The sequence below is a fragment of the Bradyrhizobium hereditatis genome, assembly GCF_020329435.1.
GTDB classification, from domain to species: Bacteria; Pseudomonadota; Alphaproteobacteria; order Rhizobiales; family Xanthobacteraceae; genus Bradyrhizobium; species Bradyrhizobium hereditatis.
The window spans coordinates 157,304-175,378 of record NZ_JAGKJK010000009.1 but is presented as its reverse complement, the minus strand read 5'-3'; the positions used below and the strand labels follow the sequence as shown (position 1 = coordinate 175,378).

At 62.6% G+C, this 18,075-nt stretch carries 17 protein-coding genes; 6 read left to right on the top strand and 11 right to left on the bottom strand.

Annotated features, from left to right (window positions below; all coding sequences use genetic code 11):
- Position 1: 1 nt before the first annotated feature.
- The 5 genes from J6524_RS21995 to J6524_RS21975 form a co-directional block, all read right to left on the bottom strand.
- Positions 2 to 1,048: an L-idonate 5-dehydrogenase gene (locus J6524_RS21995; RefSeq protein WP_225674315.1), complete on the bottom strand. Its 1,047-nt coding sequence runs from the start codon at positions 1,046 to 1,048 to the stop codon at positions 2 to 4.
- Positions 1,045 to 2,451 (bottom strand): TRAP transporter large permease, encoded by a 1,407-nt coding sequence (locus J6524_RS21990; protein ID WP_225674313.1) that lies wholly within the window; start codon positions 2,449 to 2,451, stop codon positions 1,045 to 1,047. Before J6524_RS21990 ends, J6524_RS21995 begins: the two co-directional genes overlap by 4 nt.
- Positions 2,452 to 2,455: 4 nt before the next feature.
- Positions 2,456 to 3,034: a TRAP transporter small permease gene (locus J6524_RS21985; RefSeq protein WP_225674310.1), complete on the bottom strand. Its 579-nt coding sequence runs from the start codon at positions 3,032 to 3,034 to the stop codon at positions 2,456 to 2,458.
- A gap of 117 nt (positions 3,035 to 3,151) precedes the next feature.
- A complete protein-coding gene (locus J6524_RS21980; RefSeq protein WP_225674309.1) occupies positions 3,152 to 4,144 on the bottom strand; it encodes a sialic acid TRAP transporter substrate-binding protein SiaP in 993 nt (330 codons plus the stop codon).
- A 68-nt stretch (positions 4,145 to 4,212) separates the two neighbouring features.
- Positions 4,213 to 4,935, bottom strand: coding sequence for a FadR/GntR family transcriptional regulator (locus tag J6524_RS21975; RefSeq protein WP_225674307.1), 723 nt, complete (start codon positions 4,933 to 4,935; stop codon positions 4,213 to 4,215).
- 122 nt (positions 4,936 to 5,057) lie between these two features.
- Here J6524_RS21975 and J6524_RS21970 point away from each other — a divergent pair, with 122 nt between their 5' ends.
- On the top strand, positions 5,058 to 6,578 hold the full coding sequence (locus J6524_RS21970; protein ID WP_225674305.1) for a mannitol dehydrogenase family protein: 1,521 nt from the start codon (positions 5,058 to 5,060) through the stop codon (positions 6,576 to 6,578).
- A gap of 304 nt (positions 6,579 to 6,882) precedes the next feature.
- Here the strand turns inward: J6524_RS21970 and J6524_RS21965 are convergent, their stop codons facing one another.
- Entirely contained in the window at positions 6,883 to 7,713 is an 831-nt protein-coding gene (locus J6524_RS21965) for a hormone-sensitive lipase (protein WP_225674303.1), read from the bottom strand.
- A 165-nt stretch (positions 7,714 to 7,878) separates the two neighbouring features.
- On the opposite strand from J6524_RS21965, the gene kynU reads away from it, so the two are divergent.
- Together kynU and kynA are read left to right on the top strand one after the other, a co-directional pair.
- Entirely contained in the window at positions 7,879 to 9,072 is a 1,194-nt protein-coding gene (gene kynU, locus J6524_RS21960; protein WP_225674301.1) for a kynureninase, read from the top strand.
- Positions 9,069 to 9,908, top strand: coding sequence for a tryptophan 2,3-dioxygenase (kynA, locus tag J6524_RS21955; RefSeq protein ID WP_225674299.1), 840 nt, complete (start codon positions 9,069 to 9,071; stop codon positions 9,906 to 9,908). The genes kynU and kynA overlap by 4 nt, the downstream gene beginning before the upstream one ends.
- 82 nt (positions 9,909 to 9,990) lie before the next feature.
- Here the strand turns inward: kynA and J6524_RS21950 are convergent, their stop codons facing one another.
- The 4 genes from J6524_RS21950 to J6524_RS21935 all read right to left on the bottom strand — a co-directional run bounded on the left by J6524_RS21950 (position 9,991) and on the right by J6524_RS21935 (position 14,334).
- On the bottom strand, positions 9,991 to 10,461 hold the full coding sequence (locus tag J6524_RS21950; RefSeq protein WP_225674297.1) for a RidA family protein: 471 nt from the start codon (positions 10,459 to 10,461) through the stop codon (positions 9,991 to 9,993).
- A gap of 10 nt (positions 10,462 to 10,471) precedes the next feature.
- On the bottom strand, positions 10,472 to 12,169 hold the full coding sequence (locus J6524_RS21945) for a benzoate-CoA ligase family protein (protein WP_225674295.1): 1,698 nt from the start codon (positions 12,167 to 12,169) through the stop codon (positions 10,472 to 10,474).
- Positions 12,170 to 12,358: 189 nt separating this feature from the next.
- The gene (locus tag J6524_RS21940; protein ID WP_225674292.1) at positions 12,359 to 13,852 is read right to left on the bottom strand and encodes a flavin-containing monooxygenase; all 1,494 of its coding nucleotides are present in this window, start codon (positions 13,850 to 13,852) and stop codon (positions 12,359 to 12,361) included.
- 32 nt (positions 13,853 to 13,884) lie between these two features.
- Positions 13,885 to 14,334 (bottom strand): cupin domain-containing protein, encoded by a 450-nt coding sequence (locus tag J6524_RS21935; RefSeq protein ID WP_225674290.1) that lies wholly within the window; start codon positions 14,332 to 14,334, stop codon positions 13,885 to 13,887.
- Between the two features lie 254 nt (positions 14,335 to 14,588).
- Here J6524_RS21935 and J6524_RS21930 point away from each other — a divergent pair, with 254 nt between their 5' ends.
- Positions 14,589 to 15,608, top strand: a complete 1,020-nt coding sequence (locus J6524_RS21930; protein ID WP_225674288.1) for an AraC family transcriptional regulator — start codon at positions 14,589 to 14,591, stop codon at positions 15,606 to 15,608.
- Positions 15,609 to 15,671: 63 nt separating this feature from the next.
- On the opposite strand, the gene J6524_RS21925 is transcribed toward J6524_RS21930, so the two are convergent.
- Positions 15,672 to 16,166 (bottom strand): MarR family winged helix-turn-helix transcriptional regulator, encoded by a 495-nt coding sequence (locus J6524_RS21925; RefSeq protein WP_225674285.1) that lies wholly within the window; start codon positions 16,164 to 16,166, stop codon positions 15,672 to 15,674.
- A 207-nt stretch (positions 16,167 to 16,373) separates the two neighbouring features.
- Between J6524_RS21925 and J6524_RS21920 the strand changes: the two genes are divergently transcribed.
- Together J6524_RS21920 and J6524_RS21915 are read left to right on the top strand one after the other, a co-directional pair.
- On the top strand, positions 16,374 to 17,549 hold the full coding sequence (locus tag J6524_RS21920) for an ABC transporter substrate-binding protein (protein ID WP_225674283.1): 1,176 nt from the start codon (positions 16,374 to 16,376) through the stop codon (positions 17,547 to 17,549).
- A 20-nt stretch (positions 17,550 to 17,569) separates the two neighbouring features.
- Positions 17,570 to 18,025, top strand: a complete 456-nt coding sequence (locus J6524_RS21915) for a cupin domain-containing protein (RefSeq protein ID WP_225674280.1) — start codon at positions 17,570 to 17,572, stop codon at positions 18,023 to 18,025.
- Positions 18,026 to 18,075 lie beyond the last annotated feature (50 nt).

The following is an 18,075-nucleotide window of genomic DNA, read 5'->3' as shown; positions in this document are numbered from 1 at the left end:
ATCAAGCCGTCAGCACGACCTTGACGCTCTGCGAACGGTCGAGCGCCAGCCGCACCGCGTCGGGCGCGACCGCCAGCGGGCGTTGCGCCGTGACCAGCGACAGCACGTCGACGCTGCCGTCGGCAATCAGCTCGACGGCGGTGAAGAATTCCTCGCCGAAGCGGAACGAGCCGCGCAGGTCGATCTCCTTGGCCATGACAGCATTCGCGGGCACCGGGATCTGCCCACCCGGCAGATTGCCGACCTGAACAACCACGCCACCGCGCCTGACGGTGCCGATAGCGCTGGCAAGGCCGGCGGCCGTTCCCGACACCTCGAAAGCGACATCGAAGGGCTTTGCCGCGGCCTCCGCCTTCAGCGCGTCTTCGCCGCCGGAGATATCGACGACGTTATTGGCGCCGAGCTTCTTGGCGAATGCCAGCGGCGCTGCCGCTATGTCGACGACCGTCGTCTCCGCAATCCCGGCGCGCTGTGCCGCCAGCATGGTCAGCAGGCCAATCGGGCCGGCGCCAAACAGCACCGCGCGCTTGCCGGTGACGTCACCGGCGCGGGCGACCGCATGCAGGCATACCGCCAGCGGCTCGGCGAGCGCCGCCGCCTGGTAGGTCACGTGATCGGGAATCTTCACGCACTGCGCCGGGATGGCGTCGAAATAGGACGCAAAGCCGCCCTGCATGTGCGGGGTCTTCGAGGCCGATCCCATGAAGAAGATATTCTCGCACAGGTTCTGTCGCTTCTCCCGGCAGGGCTTGCAATGGCCGCACCAGCGCGACGGATTGACGGCGACGCGGTCGCCGACCTTCACACCGGGCGCGCTGCCCGCGATCTCCACGGCCTCGCCCGCGATCTCATGGCCGAGCACGAGCGGCGAAGTCACGACGAAATCGCCGGTGCGCGCATGGCGATAGTAGTGCATATCAGAGCCGCAGATGCCGCCGGCGCCGAAGCGGATGCGCACCATGCCTGCGGGAAGCGGATCGAGCGGCCGCTCGACCATGCGCAGATCCTCGGGGCCGAACAGCGTTGCAGCCAAAGCCATCGATGTCATCTTGAGAGTCCCATATATTTAGGCAGCCAGAGCGTCAGCTCCGGGATGTAGGTGATGGCGACGAGCGCCAGGAGCAGCGGCACGAGCCAGGGCAGGATCGCCATGGTCGTGCGCTCGACGGATAGTTTCGCCACGCGCGCGAGCACGAACAGCACCATGCCAAGCGGCGGGTGCAGCAGGCCGATCATCAGGTTCAGCGTCATGATCAGGCCGAAGTGAATCGGATCGATGCCGAGCTTGAGCACGATCGGCAGCAGGATCGGCACCAAAATGGTGATCGCCGCGATGGTGTCGATGAAGCAGCCGACGAACAGGATCAGGATATTCGCGAGCAGCAGGAACACCCATTTGTTCTGAGTGATCCCGAGCATCGCATCCGTCAGCGTCTGCGCCGCCTGCGATACCGTGAGCAGCCAGGCGAAGATCGAGGCCGCGGTGACGATGAACAGCACGGACGCCGTGGTCTCGATGGTGTCGAAGGTGGCCTTCGCCACCGTCCGCAGCGTCATCGAGCGATAACGCACGAGGCCGAGGAACAACGACCAGATCACCGCGGCGACCGCGGCTTCCGTCGGCGTGAACCAGCCGAGCGTCATGCCGCCGATCAGGATCACCGGCGCCATCAGCGCCATCACGGCGGAGAAATCGAAGTACCAGTCGAGCGCCAGCAGCGCGACGAGGCCGATGCCAACAGCCATGTTCACCGAGAGGCCGGCGACAACCAGTAGCCAGACCACCAGCGGGAATGCGAGCACGATGACGATTTCGAGCGCGGCCGAGCCAAGTTGCGGCCACGAGAATGGCGTGTCGCTACCCCAGCCTCGCCGATGCGCGAACCAGGCGACGGTTGCCATCATGGCCAGGGTCATGAAGACACCCGGAATCAGGCCACCGAGAAACAGCGCGCCGATCGAGACGTTTGCCATCATGCCGTAGATCACGAACGGCAGCGACGGCGGGATGATCGGACCGAGCGTTGCGGATGCCGCGGTGACGCCGACGGCGAACTCGGTCGAGTAGCCGTGATCCTTCATCGCCTTGATCTCGATGGTGCCGAGCCCCGCGGCGTCGGCAATGGCGGTGCCCGACATGCCGGAGAAGATCACCGAGCCGACGATGTTGACGTGGCCGAGGCCGCCGCGCATCCACCCGACCAGCGCGACAGCAAACTTGTAGATGCGCCCCGTGACGCCCGCGATGTTCATGAGATTGCCGGCCAGAATGAAGAACGGCACGGCAAGCAGCGGAAAACTCTCAACGCCGGCGATCATGCGCTGCGCCAGCGTCACGTCCGGCGTGATGCCGGTGACGAGAATGTAGACGAGCGACGAAACCGCCATCGCGAGCGCGACCGGCAGGCCGAGCAGCATCAGCAGCAGAAATCCCCCAAGCAGCAGCAGCATCGCCCTACCCTTCCGTTCCGTCGAATGCGCCGGGGCGCTCCAGGATCGAATAACCGCGCCGCCAGTTCTCGAGCGCGATCTGGATCGAGCGTGCGAACATCAGCACAAAGCCGAGCAGCACGGCGTAGTAGACAAAACCCTTCTGAAACTCGATCGTGGTCATCCGCTCGTCGCCGATGACTTCGATAAATTGCCAGACCAGCTTGATCGCGTAGCCGAAGAACGCGATCCGGATCAGATCGATCAGCGTTGAGAGCGCACGCCCCGCGCCATGCGGCAGATAGCGAAACAGCAGGTCGACCTGGATGTGTCGCGACAGCCTTACGCACATCGAAGAGCCGATGAACACCACGCCGATAAGGCAGTAAGTCGCAATCTCCTCGGTCCAGGCATAGCTGTCGTTGAGAACGTAGCGGGTGAAGAACTGCAGGAAGACGGACAGCGCCATGATCCAGAAGATCACCAGCGCCAGCCAGTCCTCGAGCGCGTATCCCTTGAGATCGGCACCCTTGGGGACCTCGTCCTCGAAGGTGTGGGCGATTTCGTCCGCCGTGATTTGCTTGTGAACTTCAACCGCCGACATGCGCCCTCCCCGAACCTCGCTCTTACGTCATTCCGGGGCGGCTCAAGGAGCCGAACCCGGAATCTCAAGATCCCGGGGTTCGGCTCTCCGAGCCGCCCCGGGATGACGACTTCGTCGTCACTTCACCGCCTGGATGCGTTCCCAATCGGCCTTGCGATAGTTGAAGCTTTCGAAGCTCACGTTCTTCATCACGGTGTCGCGGAACTCATCCTTGTTGACCTCAGTGACCGTCAGCCCCTTCTGCTTGAAGAAGTCGACAAGCTTGGCTTCGTTGGCCTTGATCTCGCCGGTAGCCTTCGCCGCCGCTTCCTGCGCCACGTCGGTGAAGATCTTGCGGTCTTCTTCCGACAGCTTCTTCCAGAGCGCGCCAGCGACCACGGTGTTGAGGTGGTCGACGATGTGGCCGGTCAGCACGATGTGCTTCTGCACCTCGTAGAACTTCTTGGCTTCGATGGTGGTAAGCGGATTTTCCTGAGCTTCCACGGTGCCGTTCTGCAGCGCGAGATAGACTTCCGCAAAGGCGATCGGCGCGGTGTTGGCGCCGCAGGCGCGCGGCATCGCGAGATAGGCCGGAACGTCAGGCACGCGAATCTTGAGGCCCTTCATGTCGGCGCAGGACTTGATCGGCTTATTCGAGGAAGTCTGGCGCACGCCATAATATGTCACGGCCAGGATACGGTGGCCGGTCTTGTCCTCATAACCCTTGGCGAGTTCCTTGAAGACGTCGCTCTTGGTGTAGGCCAGCAAGTGGTCGGCGTCGCGGAAGGTGTAGGGATAATAGGTCACACCGATCGGCGGGAAACTCCTGGCGGCGAAGCTCGAGCCGGAAATGATCATATCGACGGAGCCAAGCGAAAGCCCCTGGTTGATGTCGGTTTCCTTGCCAAGCTGCGAAGCCGGATAGACATCGATCTGGTAGCGCCCATTGGTGCGCTTGTTGATCTCACCCGCGGCCCAGACGGAAGCGGTGTGGAACGGCTCCGAGGTCTCGTAAACATGCGCCCATTTCAGCTTGGTCTGCGCCATGCCCGATGTAGTCGCGGCCAACAGCGCCGCTGCAGACGCCGCGAAAGCAATCGTCAATTTCTTCAACACGTGAATTTCCTCCATTGCTCCAAATTGCTTTTGTTACCCAACCGGCCCGGCGCTTCGCCGAACCGTTCGAATTCTTCTCTCTCTCAGCCGCTCCTCGCGGTTGATGCCTGTGTTCCGAAGTTTTGCGCAAAGCGGGCCTGCGAACGCGCCAGATGCTCGCGCATCGCAACACGCGCCGCGTCCGGATCGTGAGCGACGATAGCGTCGCGGATTGCGCGGTGCTCGGCCAGCGCCGCATTCCAGGACTCCGGGTTCTCGAAATAGTGCGCGAGCTTGGCGAAGTAGGGATTGAGCCGCTGGTCGAACAGTTCGCCGACGACGCGCACCAGCACGGCATTATCGAGACATCCGGCGACCGCAACATGAAATGCGCGGTCATGCACCATCGAGGCTTCGCCGGGATGCTGTACGGTGGCCATCGCCTCCAGCGATGCATCGATGCGCGCGATGTCTTCAGGCTTCGCCACCCGCGCGGCCTGCTCGGCAATGGCGCCTTCGAGGAATTCGCGGGCGCGCAAAAGTTCGAACGGGCCCTCGATCTCGCTCGTCGCCGGCAGCAGCGGCGCAAGCGGCGGCGGTTCGCAGACGTAAATTCCGGAGCCGACGCGAATGCGCACCCTGCCCTCGACTTCCAGGGCGATCAGGGCTTCGCGCACCGTCGGTCGCGACACCTTCAACTGTTCGGCAAGATCACGTTCGGTCGGGAGACGGCTGCCGACACGGTATTCACCGCTGTCGATCAAGGCGCGAAGCTGATCGGCAACCTGGCGATAAAGGCGTCGCGCTTCCACGGCTTCGAGCGGCACGCTCGGCTCTCCCTGACGATCCCCTAAAGTGAATCGATTTTTCTTGTTTGATCGGTTGGAGGCCAATACATCTGGCAAATTGGCCTTACCAATTGACCAGAAACTGATGGATTGAGCCCGCCATGTCAAGCGAAACGGCGAAAAACCCGCCTGCTGACCCGAAAAACGGCGATTTGCGCCTGTCCGAGGCCAATCTCGACAGGCTCCCCGGCCAGATCCGGCGCCCGGCCTATGACCGTTCGCGTGTCACACCGGGTATCGTTCACCTCGGAATCGGCGCGTTCCACCGCGCGCATCAGGCGGTGGTCATCGACGATCTCCTTGCGGGAGGGGCAACGGACTGGGGAATCGTCGGGGCCAGCCTGCGCAGCGCGGACACACGCGATGCACTGGCGCCGCAGGATTGTCTCTACACACTCGCCATCCGCTCCGGCGAAGGCACCGATCACCGTATCATCGGTTCGGTCCTTGCCATCGAAGTCGCCAAAGAGAAGCCGGGGCAGTTGATCGCGCGCCTTGCCAACCCGGCGACGCGCATCGTCTCGCTGACGGTCACCGAGAAGGGCTATTGCCACACGCCGCAAACCGGTGATCTGGACGAGCATCATCCCGACATCGCTCATGACCTGCAGAATCCCGACACGCCGCACTCGGCAATCGGATTCCTCGTCACCGCGCTCGCACGCCGGCGAATTGCAGGCGAGCCTCCCTTCACGGTTCTGTCCTGTGACAATCTTTCCGCCAACGGCCACACCGTCGGCCGTATCGTCATGCAATTCGCAGCACTGCGATCGCGCGACCTCGCCAAATGGATCGAAGCCGAGGTCGCCTTCCCTTCGACCATGGTGGACCGGATCGTGCCGGAGACGACGGACGCCGACCGGGCCGCAGTGTCGTCCGCGCTCGGCCTGATCGACGCATGGCCTGTCGTCACCGAGCCGTTCACGCAATGGATCGTCGAAGACCGCTTTCCGGCCGGGCGGCCGGATTTCGCAACCGCCGGCGTGCAACTGGTGTCCGACGTGACGCCGTTCGAACACATGAAGCTGCGGCTGCTCAACGCCAGTCATTCGGCGCTCGCCTATCTCGGCTATCTCGCAGGCTTTGAGACCATCGCTGCCACCATGACCGACGAGCACTTTGCGGCCTTTGCCCGGCAGGTCATGCAGGACGCGGCGCCGACGCTCGCGATGCCCCGAGGGACGGATCTCGCGGGCTATAGCGCTTCGCTGCTGCAACGCTTTTCAAACCCTGCCCTGCACCACCGCACCTGGCAGATCGCGATGGACGGCTCGCAGAAACTGCCGCAACGCCTGCTTGCCACCATGCAGGACCGGCTGCGGCTCGGGCTGCCGATCGATACCCATGCGCTCGCGGTAGCCGGTTGGATGCGCTACGTCACCGGCACCGACGAGCAGGGACACGCGATCGACGTGCGCGATCCGCTTGCCGCGAAGCTGAAGGCCATCGCCGAGAGCGCCGGCCCAGTCGCTGACCGGCTTGCGCCGGCGCTGCTGGAAGTCGATTCGATCTTTGGCACGCTGGGCACCGATCCCCGCATGCGCAGCGCCGTTACCGAGGCACTGACAAACCTGTTCAAGGTTGGCGCGCGTCAGGCCGTGCAGACTTTTCGGGTAGCATGATTGCTTGGTGAGAACCATCGGCTAAGGCATGACGATTTTTGGTTAGATCGATTTGGCCGGAGGCGGCGCTTCACCTCTCCCGCTTGCGGGGTCGAGACGAGCGAAGCTCGCTCTTAGGTCGGCGCGAAGCGCCGGGTGGGGGCTCTCTCCACTCGGGCAGTGTCGCCTGCGGAGACACCCCCACCCCAACCCTCCCCCGCAAGCGGGAGAGGGAGCACACCTTCTTCGTGGCCGCAATCAAACCTATTTTCATCAAGCTCTAGAAGGCCACGCCGCGACCTTTCATTTCACAAATTCAAGCAGGCTACGGAGACAATAATATCCTCGTGAGTTGGTGATCGGGATCGGCGAGCCCGTCGATGACATCGAAATGATGCCGGCCGGGTTCTTCGATCACGCGGGTTTCCGCGCCGAGCCCGATCCAGATGTTGGCGAGGAGCGCGTTCTGGCGGACGAATTCCGGGCGCTCGGCGCTGCCCACCCAGCACGTCACGCGTGCATTCTGCATCGGCTCCAGCAATGCGGGGCTTTCCACTCGCGCCTCGGCCTCGTCGATCCGCAGCTCTGCATTCATGGCGGCTTTCATCAGCGGACGAAGGTCATGAAGGCCGGAAATGGAGACGGTGTGGCTGATGCGCGCCTTAACATCGTCCGGGAGCGGCGACGTCGCCGAAATCATGCGCGTCACCAGATGCCCGCCGGCGGAATGGCCGGCGAGAAAAAGCGGGCCTTCGATCATGGCGGCGGCGCTGGCAACGGCCGCCGCGATTTCGCGCGTGATCTCGGAGATGCGCACAGCCGGGCACAGCGTGTAGGAAGGCATCGCAACCGCATAGCCGCTCTCAACCGATCCACGCGCGAGATGTGACCAAAAGCTCTTGTCGAGCGCCTTCCAGAATCCGCCATGGACGAAGACGACCAAGCCTTTTGGGCGGCCTTCCGGTCCAAATAGATCGAAGCGGTTGCGTTCGCGCTCGCCATAGCCGACGTCGAGCGTCGCGCGGCCACTGCCCAGGAGCGCGTCGCGATAGGCCTGCGCGGGCTGCACCCACGCGGCCGGCCAGCGTTCGCCGCCCGGGATGTTCGGAGCATTCGCATAGGCGTCGCTCCAGTCGGAAATCTGATGAAAAATCACGCGGTTCGGTTTCCGTTCGATCTTGAGGGGGCCGGACGGATGTCCGATCACTGCCCGCAGGCAACCAGTCTGTACCGGGAAGCGCGCCTTTCGCCCATAAATTTCAAGCTTGAAATAATCCATATCAGCGCGAATAATTCCAGGGGGCGCGAACCGGGGAAAGACATGACCGATTTCTCGCGAACGAAATCCCGCTTCGCCATCCCGGACGGCGTGATCTATCTGGACGGCAATTCGCTCGGTCCCCTGCCCGTCGCAGCCGCCGATCGCGTCAGCCGCATGATATCGGAGGAATGGGGCAAGCATCTCATCAAGGGCTGGAACGTCGCCGGATGGATGACGCAGCCGCGCCGCATCGGTGACCGCATCGGACGGTTGATCGGCGCTGCCGAAGGAACGGTGGTCGTGGGCGATACGCTGTCCATCAAGGTCTACCAGGCGCTGGCCTCGGCGCTCGAGCTCAATCGGTCGCGGCGCGTGATCTTGTCGGACTCCGGCAACTTTCCTTCCGATCTCTACATCGCCAGCGGTCTACTCGAATCACTTGACCGTGGCTACGAGCTGAAGGTCGTGGCCCCCGAAGACGTCGAAGCCGCCATCGACGAGACGATCGCGGTTCTGATGCTGACGGAGGTCGACTATCGCACCGGCCGGCTCCACGATATGAGCGCGCTGACCCGCAGGGCGCATGACGTCGGCGCGTTGACAGTCTGGGATCTCGCGCATTCCGCGGGCGCGATTCCGGTCGAGCTGGAACGTGCCGAAGCCGATTTCGCGGTCGGCTGCACCTACAAATATCTCAATGCCGGTCCTGGCGCGCCGGCCTTCATCTATGTAGCGCCGAAGCACGCCGATACGGCGCGGCCGGCGCTTTCCGGTTGGATGGGTCATCACGCGCCCTTTGCCTTTGATCTCGACTATCGGCCCGGCCGGGGCATCGAGCGAATGCGGGTCGGTACACCCCCGATCATTGCAATGGCCGCGCTCGACGCCGCCCTCGACGTCTGGGACGACGTCAGCATGGCCGACGTGCGCGATGCATCGATCGCGCTCGCCGACCTGTTCATCCGCGAAGTCGAAGGACGCTGTCTCGAACTGACGCTGGCTTCGCCGCGGGACGGAAAGCGGCGCGGCAGCCAGGTTTCGTTTCGTCACCCCGAAGGCTATGCGATCATGCAGGCGCTGATCGCGCGCGACGTGATAGGCGACTTCCGCGCGCCGGACATGATGCGCTTCGGCTTTACGCCGCTCTACATCGGAGAAACCGAAGTTCGCGCGGCAGTCGACGTCATCGCCGACGTCTTGACCCATCGCCGCTGGGATACCGCGGAGTACCGCAAAAAGGCGCTCGTAACATGACTGGCAAGCCCGACGACACCCCGCGTGAGGGAGCCCAGATGTCGTTCGAAGGACGCATGTCCTACAGCGACTATCTGCATCTGGAACGCGTTCTGGACGCGCAAGAGCCGCTCTCGAACGCTCATGACGAACTGCTGTTCATCATCCAGCATCAGACTTCCGAACTCTGGATGAAGCTGGCTATCCACGAAATCCGTTCCGCCATCAAGGCGATCCGCCACGACCAGTTGCATCCCGCCTTCAAGATGCTGTCACGCATTGCCCGGATCTTCGAGCAGCTCAATACTGCCTGGGATGTGTTGCGGACGATGACACCCAGCGAATACTCCGAGTTTCGCGATCGGCTCGGGCAGTCCTCGGGTTTTCAGTCGTACCAGTACCGCGCGATCGAGTTCCTCGCCGGCAATCGCAATTTGGCGCTGCTTGGCCCGCACGCCCACCGCGCCGATATCATGGCAAAGCTCGAGGAAATTCTCGCTGAGCCGGGCCTCTATGACGAGGCGCTGCTGCTATTGGCGCGCAATGGCTTTGACATCGGCGAAGACGCGCGCCGAACCGACTGGCGCATCAAGCGCACGCCAAACGACGAGGTTTTGCAGGTCTGGAAGACCATCTATGCATCGCCGGCGAAACACTGGATGCTCTACGAATTGGCGGAAAAGCTGGTCGATTTCGAAGACTATTTCCGCCGCTGGCGCTTCAACCACGTCACTACGGTCGAGCGCATCATCGGCCTGAAGCGCGGAACCGGCGGCACCTCGGGCGTCTCCTACCTGCGCAAGATGCTCGAGGTCGAACTTTTCCCGGAACTCTGGAGGCTGAGAACAGAGCTCTAGAGCATGATCCGGAAAAGTGGATACCGGTTTTCCGACAAGATCATGCTCAAATCAAAGAGTTACGATACCCAATAAGCGGGTTTCAGCGCGGCACCACCGCGGTTGCCTCGATCTCGACGCGGGCTTCCTTCTCGACCAGGCGCACCACCTCCACCAGCGCCATCGCCGGATAATGCGCGCCAAAGATCTCGCGATAGACGCGGCCGAGTTCTTTCAGGCTCGCGAGATATTCCTCGATGTCGACGACATACCAGGTCAACCGCACGAGATGCTCAGGCCTGGCGCCGCCTTCAGCAAGAATTTCCGCGATGTTGGAAAGCGTCTGGCGCGCCTGCGCGACAAAGCCCTGCGCCAGGCGGCCCTCGGTGTCCCAGCCGATCACGCCGCCGGTCACGATAATGCGGCCGTCCGCCGCCATGCCGTTGGCGTATCCTTTCGGCATCGGCCAGCCGCTCGGCTGCAGCACTTGCGGGCCGGACGAAGCATCGGTCTTGGAATTAGGCACCACGCTCAACGTGGAGCCTTTGGGGGCGGTCACCGGTTTTTTCTCCATCGGTTAGGCGTTATTCCGCGGCAACGCTGGGCGGCGCCGGGCCGGCCGCGGCCATCTGCCGGAGCGCAAAGCGCCTCAGCTTGCCGGTTTCGGTCTTCGGCAGTTGCGCGACATACTCGATCGCACGCGGATACTTATACGGCGCAATCGTCTGCTTGACATGGTCCTGCAGCGCCTGCGTCAGCGCGGCATCGCCAACGACGCCACCCGCCAGAACCACATAGGCCTTGACGATCATCCCGCGCGCCTCGTCGGGCGCACCGACCACGCCGCATTCGGCGACGGCGGGATGCGACAGCAGCGCCGCTTCGACCTCGGGACCGGCGATGTTGTAGCCGGAAGAGACGATCATGTCGTCTGAACGCGCGACAAAGCACAGCCGGCCGTTGGCGTCGCGCACAAAAGAATCGCCGGTCAGGTTCCAGCCGTCGCGCACATAACTCGACTGCCTCGCGTCAGCCAGATAGCGGCAGCCGGTCGGCCCGCGCACTGCAAGCTTGCCGACAGTGCCTGCTGGCAGCTCATTCATATCGTCGTCGACGATCTTTGCCTCATAGCCCGTAACCGGATGCCCCGTCGTGCCCGCGACAGCATCGCCGACGCGGTTGGTGATGAAGATGTGCAGCAGTTCCGTCGAGCCGATGCCGTCGAGAATGGTCTTGCCGGTCTTCCGCGTCCAGCTTTCGAATACCGGCGCCGGCAGCGTTTCGCCGGCGGAGACCGCGAGCCGCAGCGACGACAGATCGGCGCCGTTGTCCATAGCCGCTATCATCGCGCGATACGCGGTCGGCGAGGTAAAGCAGATCGTCGCCTTGTAGGCCTCGATAATCTTGATCATCTCGGGCGGCGAAGCGTTTTCCAACAGCGTCGCCGTCGCGCCGAACCGCAGCGGGAAGATCGCGAGACCGCCCAGCCCGAAGGTGAAGGCAAGCGGCGGCGAGCCGACGAAAACGTCGTCCTCGGTGACGTTGAGGACTTCTTGCGCGTAGCCATCCGCAATGATCATGAGGTCGCGATGGAAGTGCATCGTCGCCTTGGGCTCGCCTGTAGTGCCCGAGGTGAATCCGAGCAGCGCAACATCGTCGCGGCCCGTCTTCACCGCCTCGAACTTCACCGGCTTGTTCAGCGCTACGCGGTCGAGCTCGGCGTCATGGTTGGAAGTGCCGTCGAAATTCACCACCTGCTTGAGAAAGCGGCTGGTCTTGGCGCAAGCGACCAGTTCATCGGCGATGCGGCTGTCGGTCAGCGCCAGCGCAATCTCCGCCTTGTCGACGATCTTGCTGAGTTCGCCGGCGCGCAGCATCGGCATGGTGTTGACGACGACGGCGCCGGCTTTTGTCGCGGCGAGCCATGCCGCGACCAGCGCCGGGTTATTTCCTGAGCGGATCAGGACGCGATTGCCCGGCTTGACGCCGTAATTCTCCACCAGCGCATGTGCAAGGCGGTTCGACCAGTCAGCCAGCTCCTTGTAAGTACGCTGCCGCCCGTTGCCGATCAGAGCGATGCGGTCGCCCCACCCCTTTTCGACGATGCGGTCGGTCAGCTCGACCGCGGCATTGAGATATTCCGGATATTGAAACTCCGGACGGTCGAGCAGCAGATCGGGCCACTGCTCGAATGGCGGCAGATTGCGCCGCGCGAAATCATCTACATGACCCGACGGGCCAAGTGACGAATTACGGGATTCGCTGGGAGTTTTACCTGACATTTCCATCGCCCCTCGGTTTCATCCATGAAAGGCTTGAGCTCAACATCGAGGACGCCCGGCTGCGCTTCTCGGAAATCATTTTAGGCTTAAAGTAATTTTTCGCAAGTGCAGAATTGAGGCTTGTTCAGGGGATAACGGAGGCCGGGCACCACTAAGCTGCGCCCGGCCCGAAGGAACCCATACCCGCCCCTATGCTGCTGCCTGATAGTTCGGCGCCGCGGCCAGGAAGCGGCCATAGGCCGCCGCATCCGGCGGGGTGAATTTCTCTACCAGCGGATTGCGCCGCCGCCCGTTCACGCCGATATCGGCGAGCAATTCGTCGAAATGCTTGAAGTGATAGGGCGCGACGCAGAGGCCGCCATAGACGCCGGCTGCCGGCCGCTCGACCCGCTTGAAATGCAGCATCATGTCGATGTTGTCCTGCATCTCCTTCGGCGTCGGCTGACGGGCGAGCTGGCCGTCGGCATAGCGCACCAGCCAATTCGCTGCGAGGTCTGCGCACAACACCGTGCAGAAGCTCGAATTGAAGCCGACGAAACCCATCTCGGGTAAATCAGGGTTGGCGATCAGCCGGTAGAGCCGGTACTGCCCGTCGGGATCGACCAGCTTGGCGCGATAGGCCTGCGGCAGGAACGGCACGCCTAGCTTGTAGCCGATCGCGAGCACGGCGACGTCAGCTTGGACGCGCTGCCCGCCTGTCATGACGATGGAATTGCCGTCGTAATGATCGAAGCTGCCTCTGATAGCCTTGATGCGGCCGTCGGCGACCATTGGAAAGAATCCTGGGGTTGCGATCGGCACCGAGCAATTGACGCCGTCCTCGATCCGCACTTTCGGCACCATGTCGCATTTGCCGAGCTTGAGCTGAACTTTTAAAAGGCTCTCCAGCCCGCGCCAGTTGGCCCAGACCAGCGGCTTTGCGACTGCATGCGCCAACCGCGATAGCGCGCCGATACCCCAGCTTTTGAACATCTCCTCCTGGGCGCGGATGTAAAGAATGCGCTTGAAGTTGACGAGGCCGCCGATGAAATAGGGAATCCGCCACACCGGCTCGCGGTACACCAGCGTCACTTCGGCCGCCCCGGAATTGACCGCGTTGACGGCAATGTCCGTCGCCGACTTCGAGCCGCCGAGCACGACGACCCTGCGGCCCTTGGCAATGGCCGCATCGTTATACTTCGAGGAATGCAGGATGTGGCCGCCCTGCGCCTTGAAGGCATCTTCTCCGGGTAGGCTGAGCGTCTGCGGCTCGTTGAACTGCCCGGTACAAACAGCGACGAAATTGAAATCTTCATGACCGGTGGCGTCATTCGGCCCGCGCAGCTCGAGCCGCCAGCCCGGTGCAGAGTCCGGGCGACGATCCATCTGTACCACCGTCGTTTTGAAGCGCATCGTGCCGAGCAGATCGTGATCCTTTGCGTAGGCGGTGAGATAGGCGTGGACCTGCGGTCCCTTCGGCCATTCCGGATAGGAGTCCGGCATGGCTTTGTCGGTGTAGCGGTAGAGGTCCTTTGGGCTCTGGGTCTGCACATCGGGATAAGAGCGCGCCGGCTCCCAGACGCCGCCGAGATCGCCGCTGCGCTCGATGATCGTGATCTGATGGCCGCGCGCGGCAAAGGCTTTTGCGGCCGCAAGTCCGGATACGCCTGCGCCAATGACGCAGACCTTCTTTCGCCTGACCATGACGACGTCTCCAGCTGGATGAGTTTGACGTGCTATTCGTTGGCCTCGGGCGGCAGGAAATCCACCTCATGCTGCGCCGAGATCCGAACCACCTCTTCGGGGTCGGTCAGATTGTGGAGCCGGTCGAACAGCGCCTCCAACTTCTGCATGGGCGACACCCAGAACAGCGCGCGCGCCGGCTTGTCCGACTTGTTGAAATAGCCGTGCGGGATGCCGCGTGGCATCCGAACGAGGTCACCGGCCTTGGCCTGCAACCAGACGCCGTCGAGCTTGAGATCTAAGACGCCTTCCTGCACCAGGATGAACTCGTCCTGCGTGGGATGAATGTGCACCGGTACGAACTGGCCAGGCTCGCTGTTGGTCTCGAACGCGAAGGTGGAATCGGTGACGGCCTTGGGGAAATAGACCTGACCCAGGATGTTCCAGGTCTTGCCGCCATAGCCGGTGCCGTTCCGGGTGATGCCTTTTTCGAGTGCCGCCATATCGCCCTCCTCTGTCGCAGTTTGGTGTGGTCGCAATGTTCGAAAGTAGTTCACGCAGGCTGGATCGGACCGAGGCGAGCGTCTAGCCGGAAAACGAATCCTGCCGGCTTCGCGAGAGATTTTCAGATTGCTGCGGCGCGGAATGACAAACAGACCACAATGCCTACTGACCAGGCACCACGGCTACCAAATCGCCTTTCCAACGCCGGAGCCGGTAGATATTATAGGCTTCAAATAATGCGGAAGGCCGGACCGTGGCGACGGGCATCAGCATTGTCAGGCATGATCCGGCCGCCCGGCTGGCGGCGTTCAACTGCGTTTCGACTGGTAGCGTCGATGATGCGGCCGAGGCGATCGGACGCATTTTCTGCCCGCATCAACTGACGCCGGCACGCGCAACGACATCCGAATTCTTCGCGCTGCATAACAGCGCGGTCTTCGGCGGATTGTCCGTCAACTACGTTGCCTATGGCGGATCGGTATCGATCGACCCCGGCTGTCTCGAGCGCTTCTTCCTATTGCAGATTCCCATGCACGGTTCGGCGCGGATTGAGACGGCCTCGCGCGACATCGCGACCGCGCCCGGCGCCACCGCCTCGCTGTTGTCGCCGACGATTCCGACGCGGATGACCTGGGAAGGTAATTGCGCCCAGATCATTCTGCTGGCCGACCGCCGGATTCTGGAGCAACGGGCCGCGGCGCTATCGGGCCGGCCGGTAGGCGCGGTCGAGTTCGAGCCCGCCGTCGATCTCGCTTCCGCAGGCGGCCGAGCGCTCCAGTCGAAGATCATGGAATTCGTCGATCTCGCCGAGCGTCTCGGGCCGCGACGGCCGCTCTCACCGGTGGCAGCAGCCGACATGCGCGAGAAGCTGCTGGCTGCGTTGCTTCACGGCCAGCGCCACAGCGCGAGCGATGCGATCGACCGGTTCGGCGGCCGCGCTGAAGCGCTGCCGCCATCGGTGCGGCGGGCGCGCGAGTTTCTGTATGCGCATGCAGACGAGCCGCTCGACCTCATGCAGCTCGCTGAAGCCGCTGGCGTCGGCATCCGCGCGCTACAGCTCGGCTTCCGCCGGCATTTCGGTACGTCGATCTCGGAAATGCTGCGCGACATCCGGCTCGCGCACCTCAATGTCAGGCTTGCCGCCGCCTCCCCCGACGACAGCGTCACCGACATCGCCTTCGAGCTGGGGTTTACGCATTTGAGCCGGATGGCAAGCGCCTATCGGGCCAAGTTCGGCGAAACGCCCTCAGCGACGCTGCGTGCGATGAACTAACGCCCGGCGAGTTGCTCCAGCCGCAGCGTCATCGGTGAGTTGGGGTTGGCGAGCGCGTCTAACTCAGCCCGTCCGCGCCTTAGCGGATTTCTGCGCCGACGCCTTGGTCTTGGCCAAGAGGCGCATCAATTCGCGCACGTCCTTCGGCGTCAGGTCGCCGAACATATCGGCGATCCACAGTTCATGCTCCGCCGCCATCTTGCGAAATTCCGCGCGGCCCGCCTTGGTGAGGCGGATCATCTGTACGCGCCGATCCGCTTCCGAGGTGCGGCGGTCAAGATGCCCTGATTCAACGAGACGTTCCACCAGTCCGGTGACATTGCCGTTCGAGACCATCATCCGCTTGGAGACGTCCGATAGCGTCATGCCCTCCGGAACCTTGTCGAGCTGGGCCATCAGATCGAACCGCGGCAGCGTGACGTCGAATCGCTCGCGCAGGCGACTGCGCACTTCACCCTCGATTAGGGTCGTGCAGGTCAAAAGGCGCAGCCACAGCCTGAGCTCGTCGCCATGATGCTCGGGGAGTTCGACGGCCTTAGTCTCTGAATCAAGGATCATGATGCAAATCGTATCCGGCTGGGGCGCTCGGAAATCCGACCGGAGCGCTGCCTCGATCATTGCTCAGATTTCTTTAAGTTTCAAGCAATTGGCGCACGGCTTGCATGGAAGCGTTCTGCTTGCAGGTGCAGTCACCGTCAGAATAAGCTGCATTCCGCATTTGCTGTGGCGAGAGTTTCGGCTGCCGAGCCGAACGGAGGAATAATCATGAAGCAGTCGTTGAAGCTGACCGGAGTTGCCGTTTTGCTGGGTGTTGCCGCCGCGCCGGCCGCAGCGCAGGAGAAGATCAAGATCGGCGTGATCACGACTTTGTCCGGCCCGGCGGCCGTACTCGGCCAGCAATCCCGCGACGGCTTGCAACTGGGAATCAAGGACCTCGGCGGCAAGATGGCCGGCAAGGACGTCGAGGTCGTTGTGGTCGATGACGAGCTCAAGCCCGATGGCGCCGTGACCAAGGCCAAGGGCCTGCTCGAGCGCGAAAAGGTCGACTTCGTGGTCGGGCCGATCTTCTCCAACATCCTGCAAGCCATTCACCGGCCGGTCACCGGGAACAAGACGTTCCTGATCAGTCCGAATGCAGGGCCTTCGAGCTATGCCGGCAAGGAGTGCAGCCCGTTCTTCTTCGTGACCTCCTACCAGAACGATCAGGTTCATGAGATCCTCGGCAAGGTCGCGCAGGACCGCGGCTACAAGCGCATGTATGTCCTGGTACCGAACTATCAGGCCGGCAAGGATTCGGCGGCCGGATTCAAGCTCGACTACAAGGGCGAGATCGTCGAGGAAAGCTACACCCCGCTCGGCACGCTGGACTTCCAGGTCGAATTGACCAAGATCGCCAACTCCAAGCCGGACGCCCTGTTCACCTTCATGCCGGGCGGCATGGGCGTCGGCCTCGTCAAGCAGTATCGGCAGGCCGGCCTTGCCGAGAGGATCCCGGTGCTGTCGGCATTCACCGTCGACGAATCCACCCTGCCCGCGCAGCAGGACGCCGCCGTCGGCATGTTCGGCGGCGCCAACTGGGCGCCGAACATGGACAATCCGCAGAGCAAAAAATTCGTCGCCGCCTATGAGGCTGCCTACAACAGCGTGCCCGGCACCTACGCGATGCAGGGCTATGACACGGCGATGCTGATCGACAGCGCGGTGAAGGCGGTGAAGGGCGACCTGAAGGACAAGGACGCCGTCTCGGCCGCGCTGAAAAAGGCAGAGTTCACCTCGCTGCGCGGCGACTTCAAGTTCAACGTCAACGGCTATCCGATCCAGAATTTCTATCTGACCAAGGTCGCCAAGCGCCCGGACGGAAAGTTCCAGACCGAGATCGTCGAGAAGGTGTTCTCGAATTACGGCGACCGCTACGCCAAGGATTGCACGGCGGGCAAATAAAATCGGGAGGGAACGACATCATGAAGACCGAAATCGCCGGTATCACCCGCGCCAATGAGGGCATTCAGGGAATTTCCTGGAGCATCCTCGGTCAGACCTATGTGCCGAAAAATGTCACCGAGCATTCCTTCTCATGGCATGCGACGTTGCCGCCCGACACCTTCGTGCCGCCGCATATCCATCCCGACCAGGACGAATATCTCTATATTCTGGAAGGTAGGCTCGACTTCCTCCTCGACGGCGCCGAGACGCAGGCCACGCCCGGCGATCTGGTGCGGCTGCCGATGGGCAAGCCGCACGGCATCTTCAACAAATCGGGACGGACCGCGAAGACGCTGTTCTGGGTGTCGCCGACGCGGCGGCTCTACGATCTGTTCTGGGCGATCCACAACATGAAGGAACAGACGCCGGATGCCGTGGTGGCGCTCGCAGCCGAGCACAACATCCACTTCCTGCCGCCACCTCCGGGGGCGTGAGGTTCGGAGCTTCGTAGCCCGGATGAGCGAAGCGACATCCGGGATTCGGC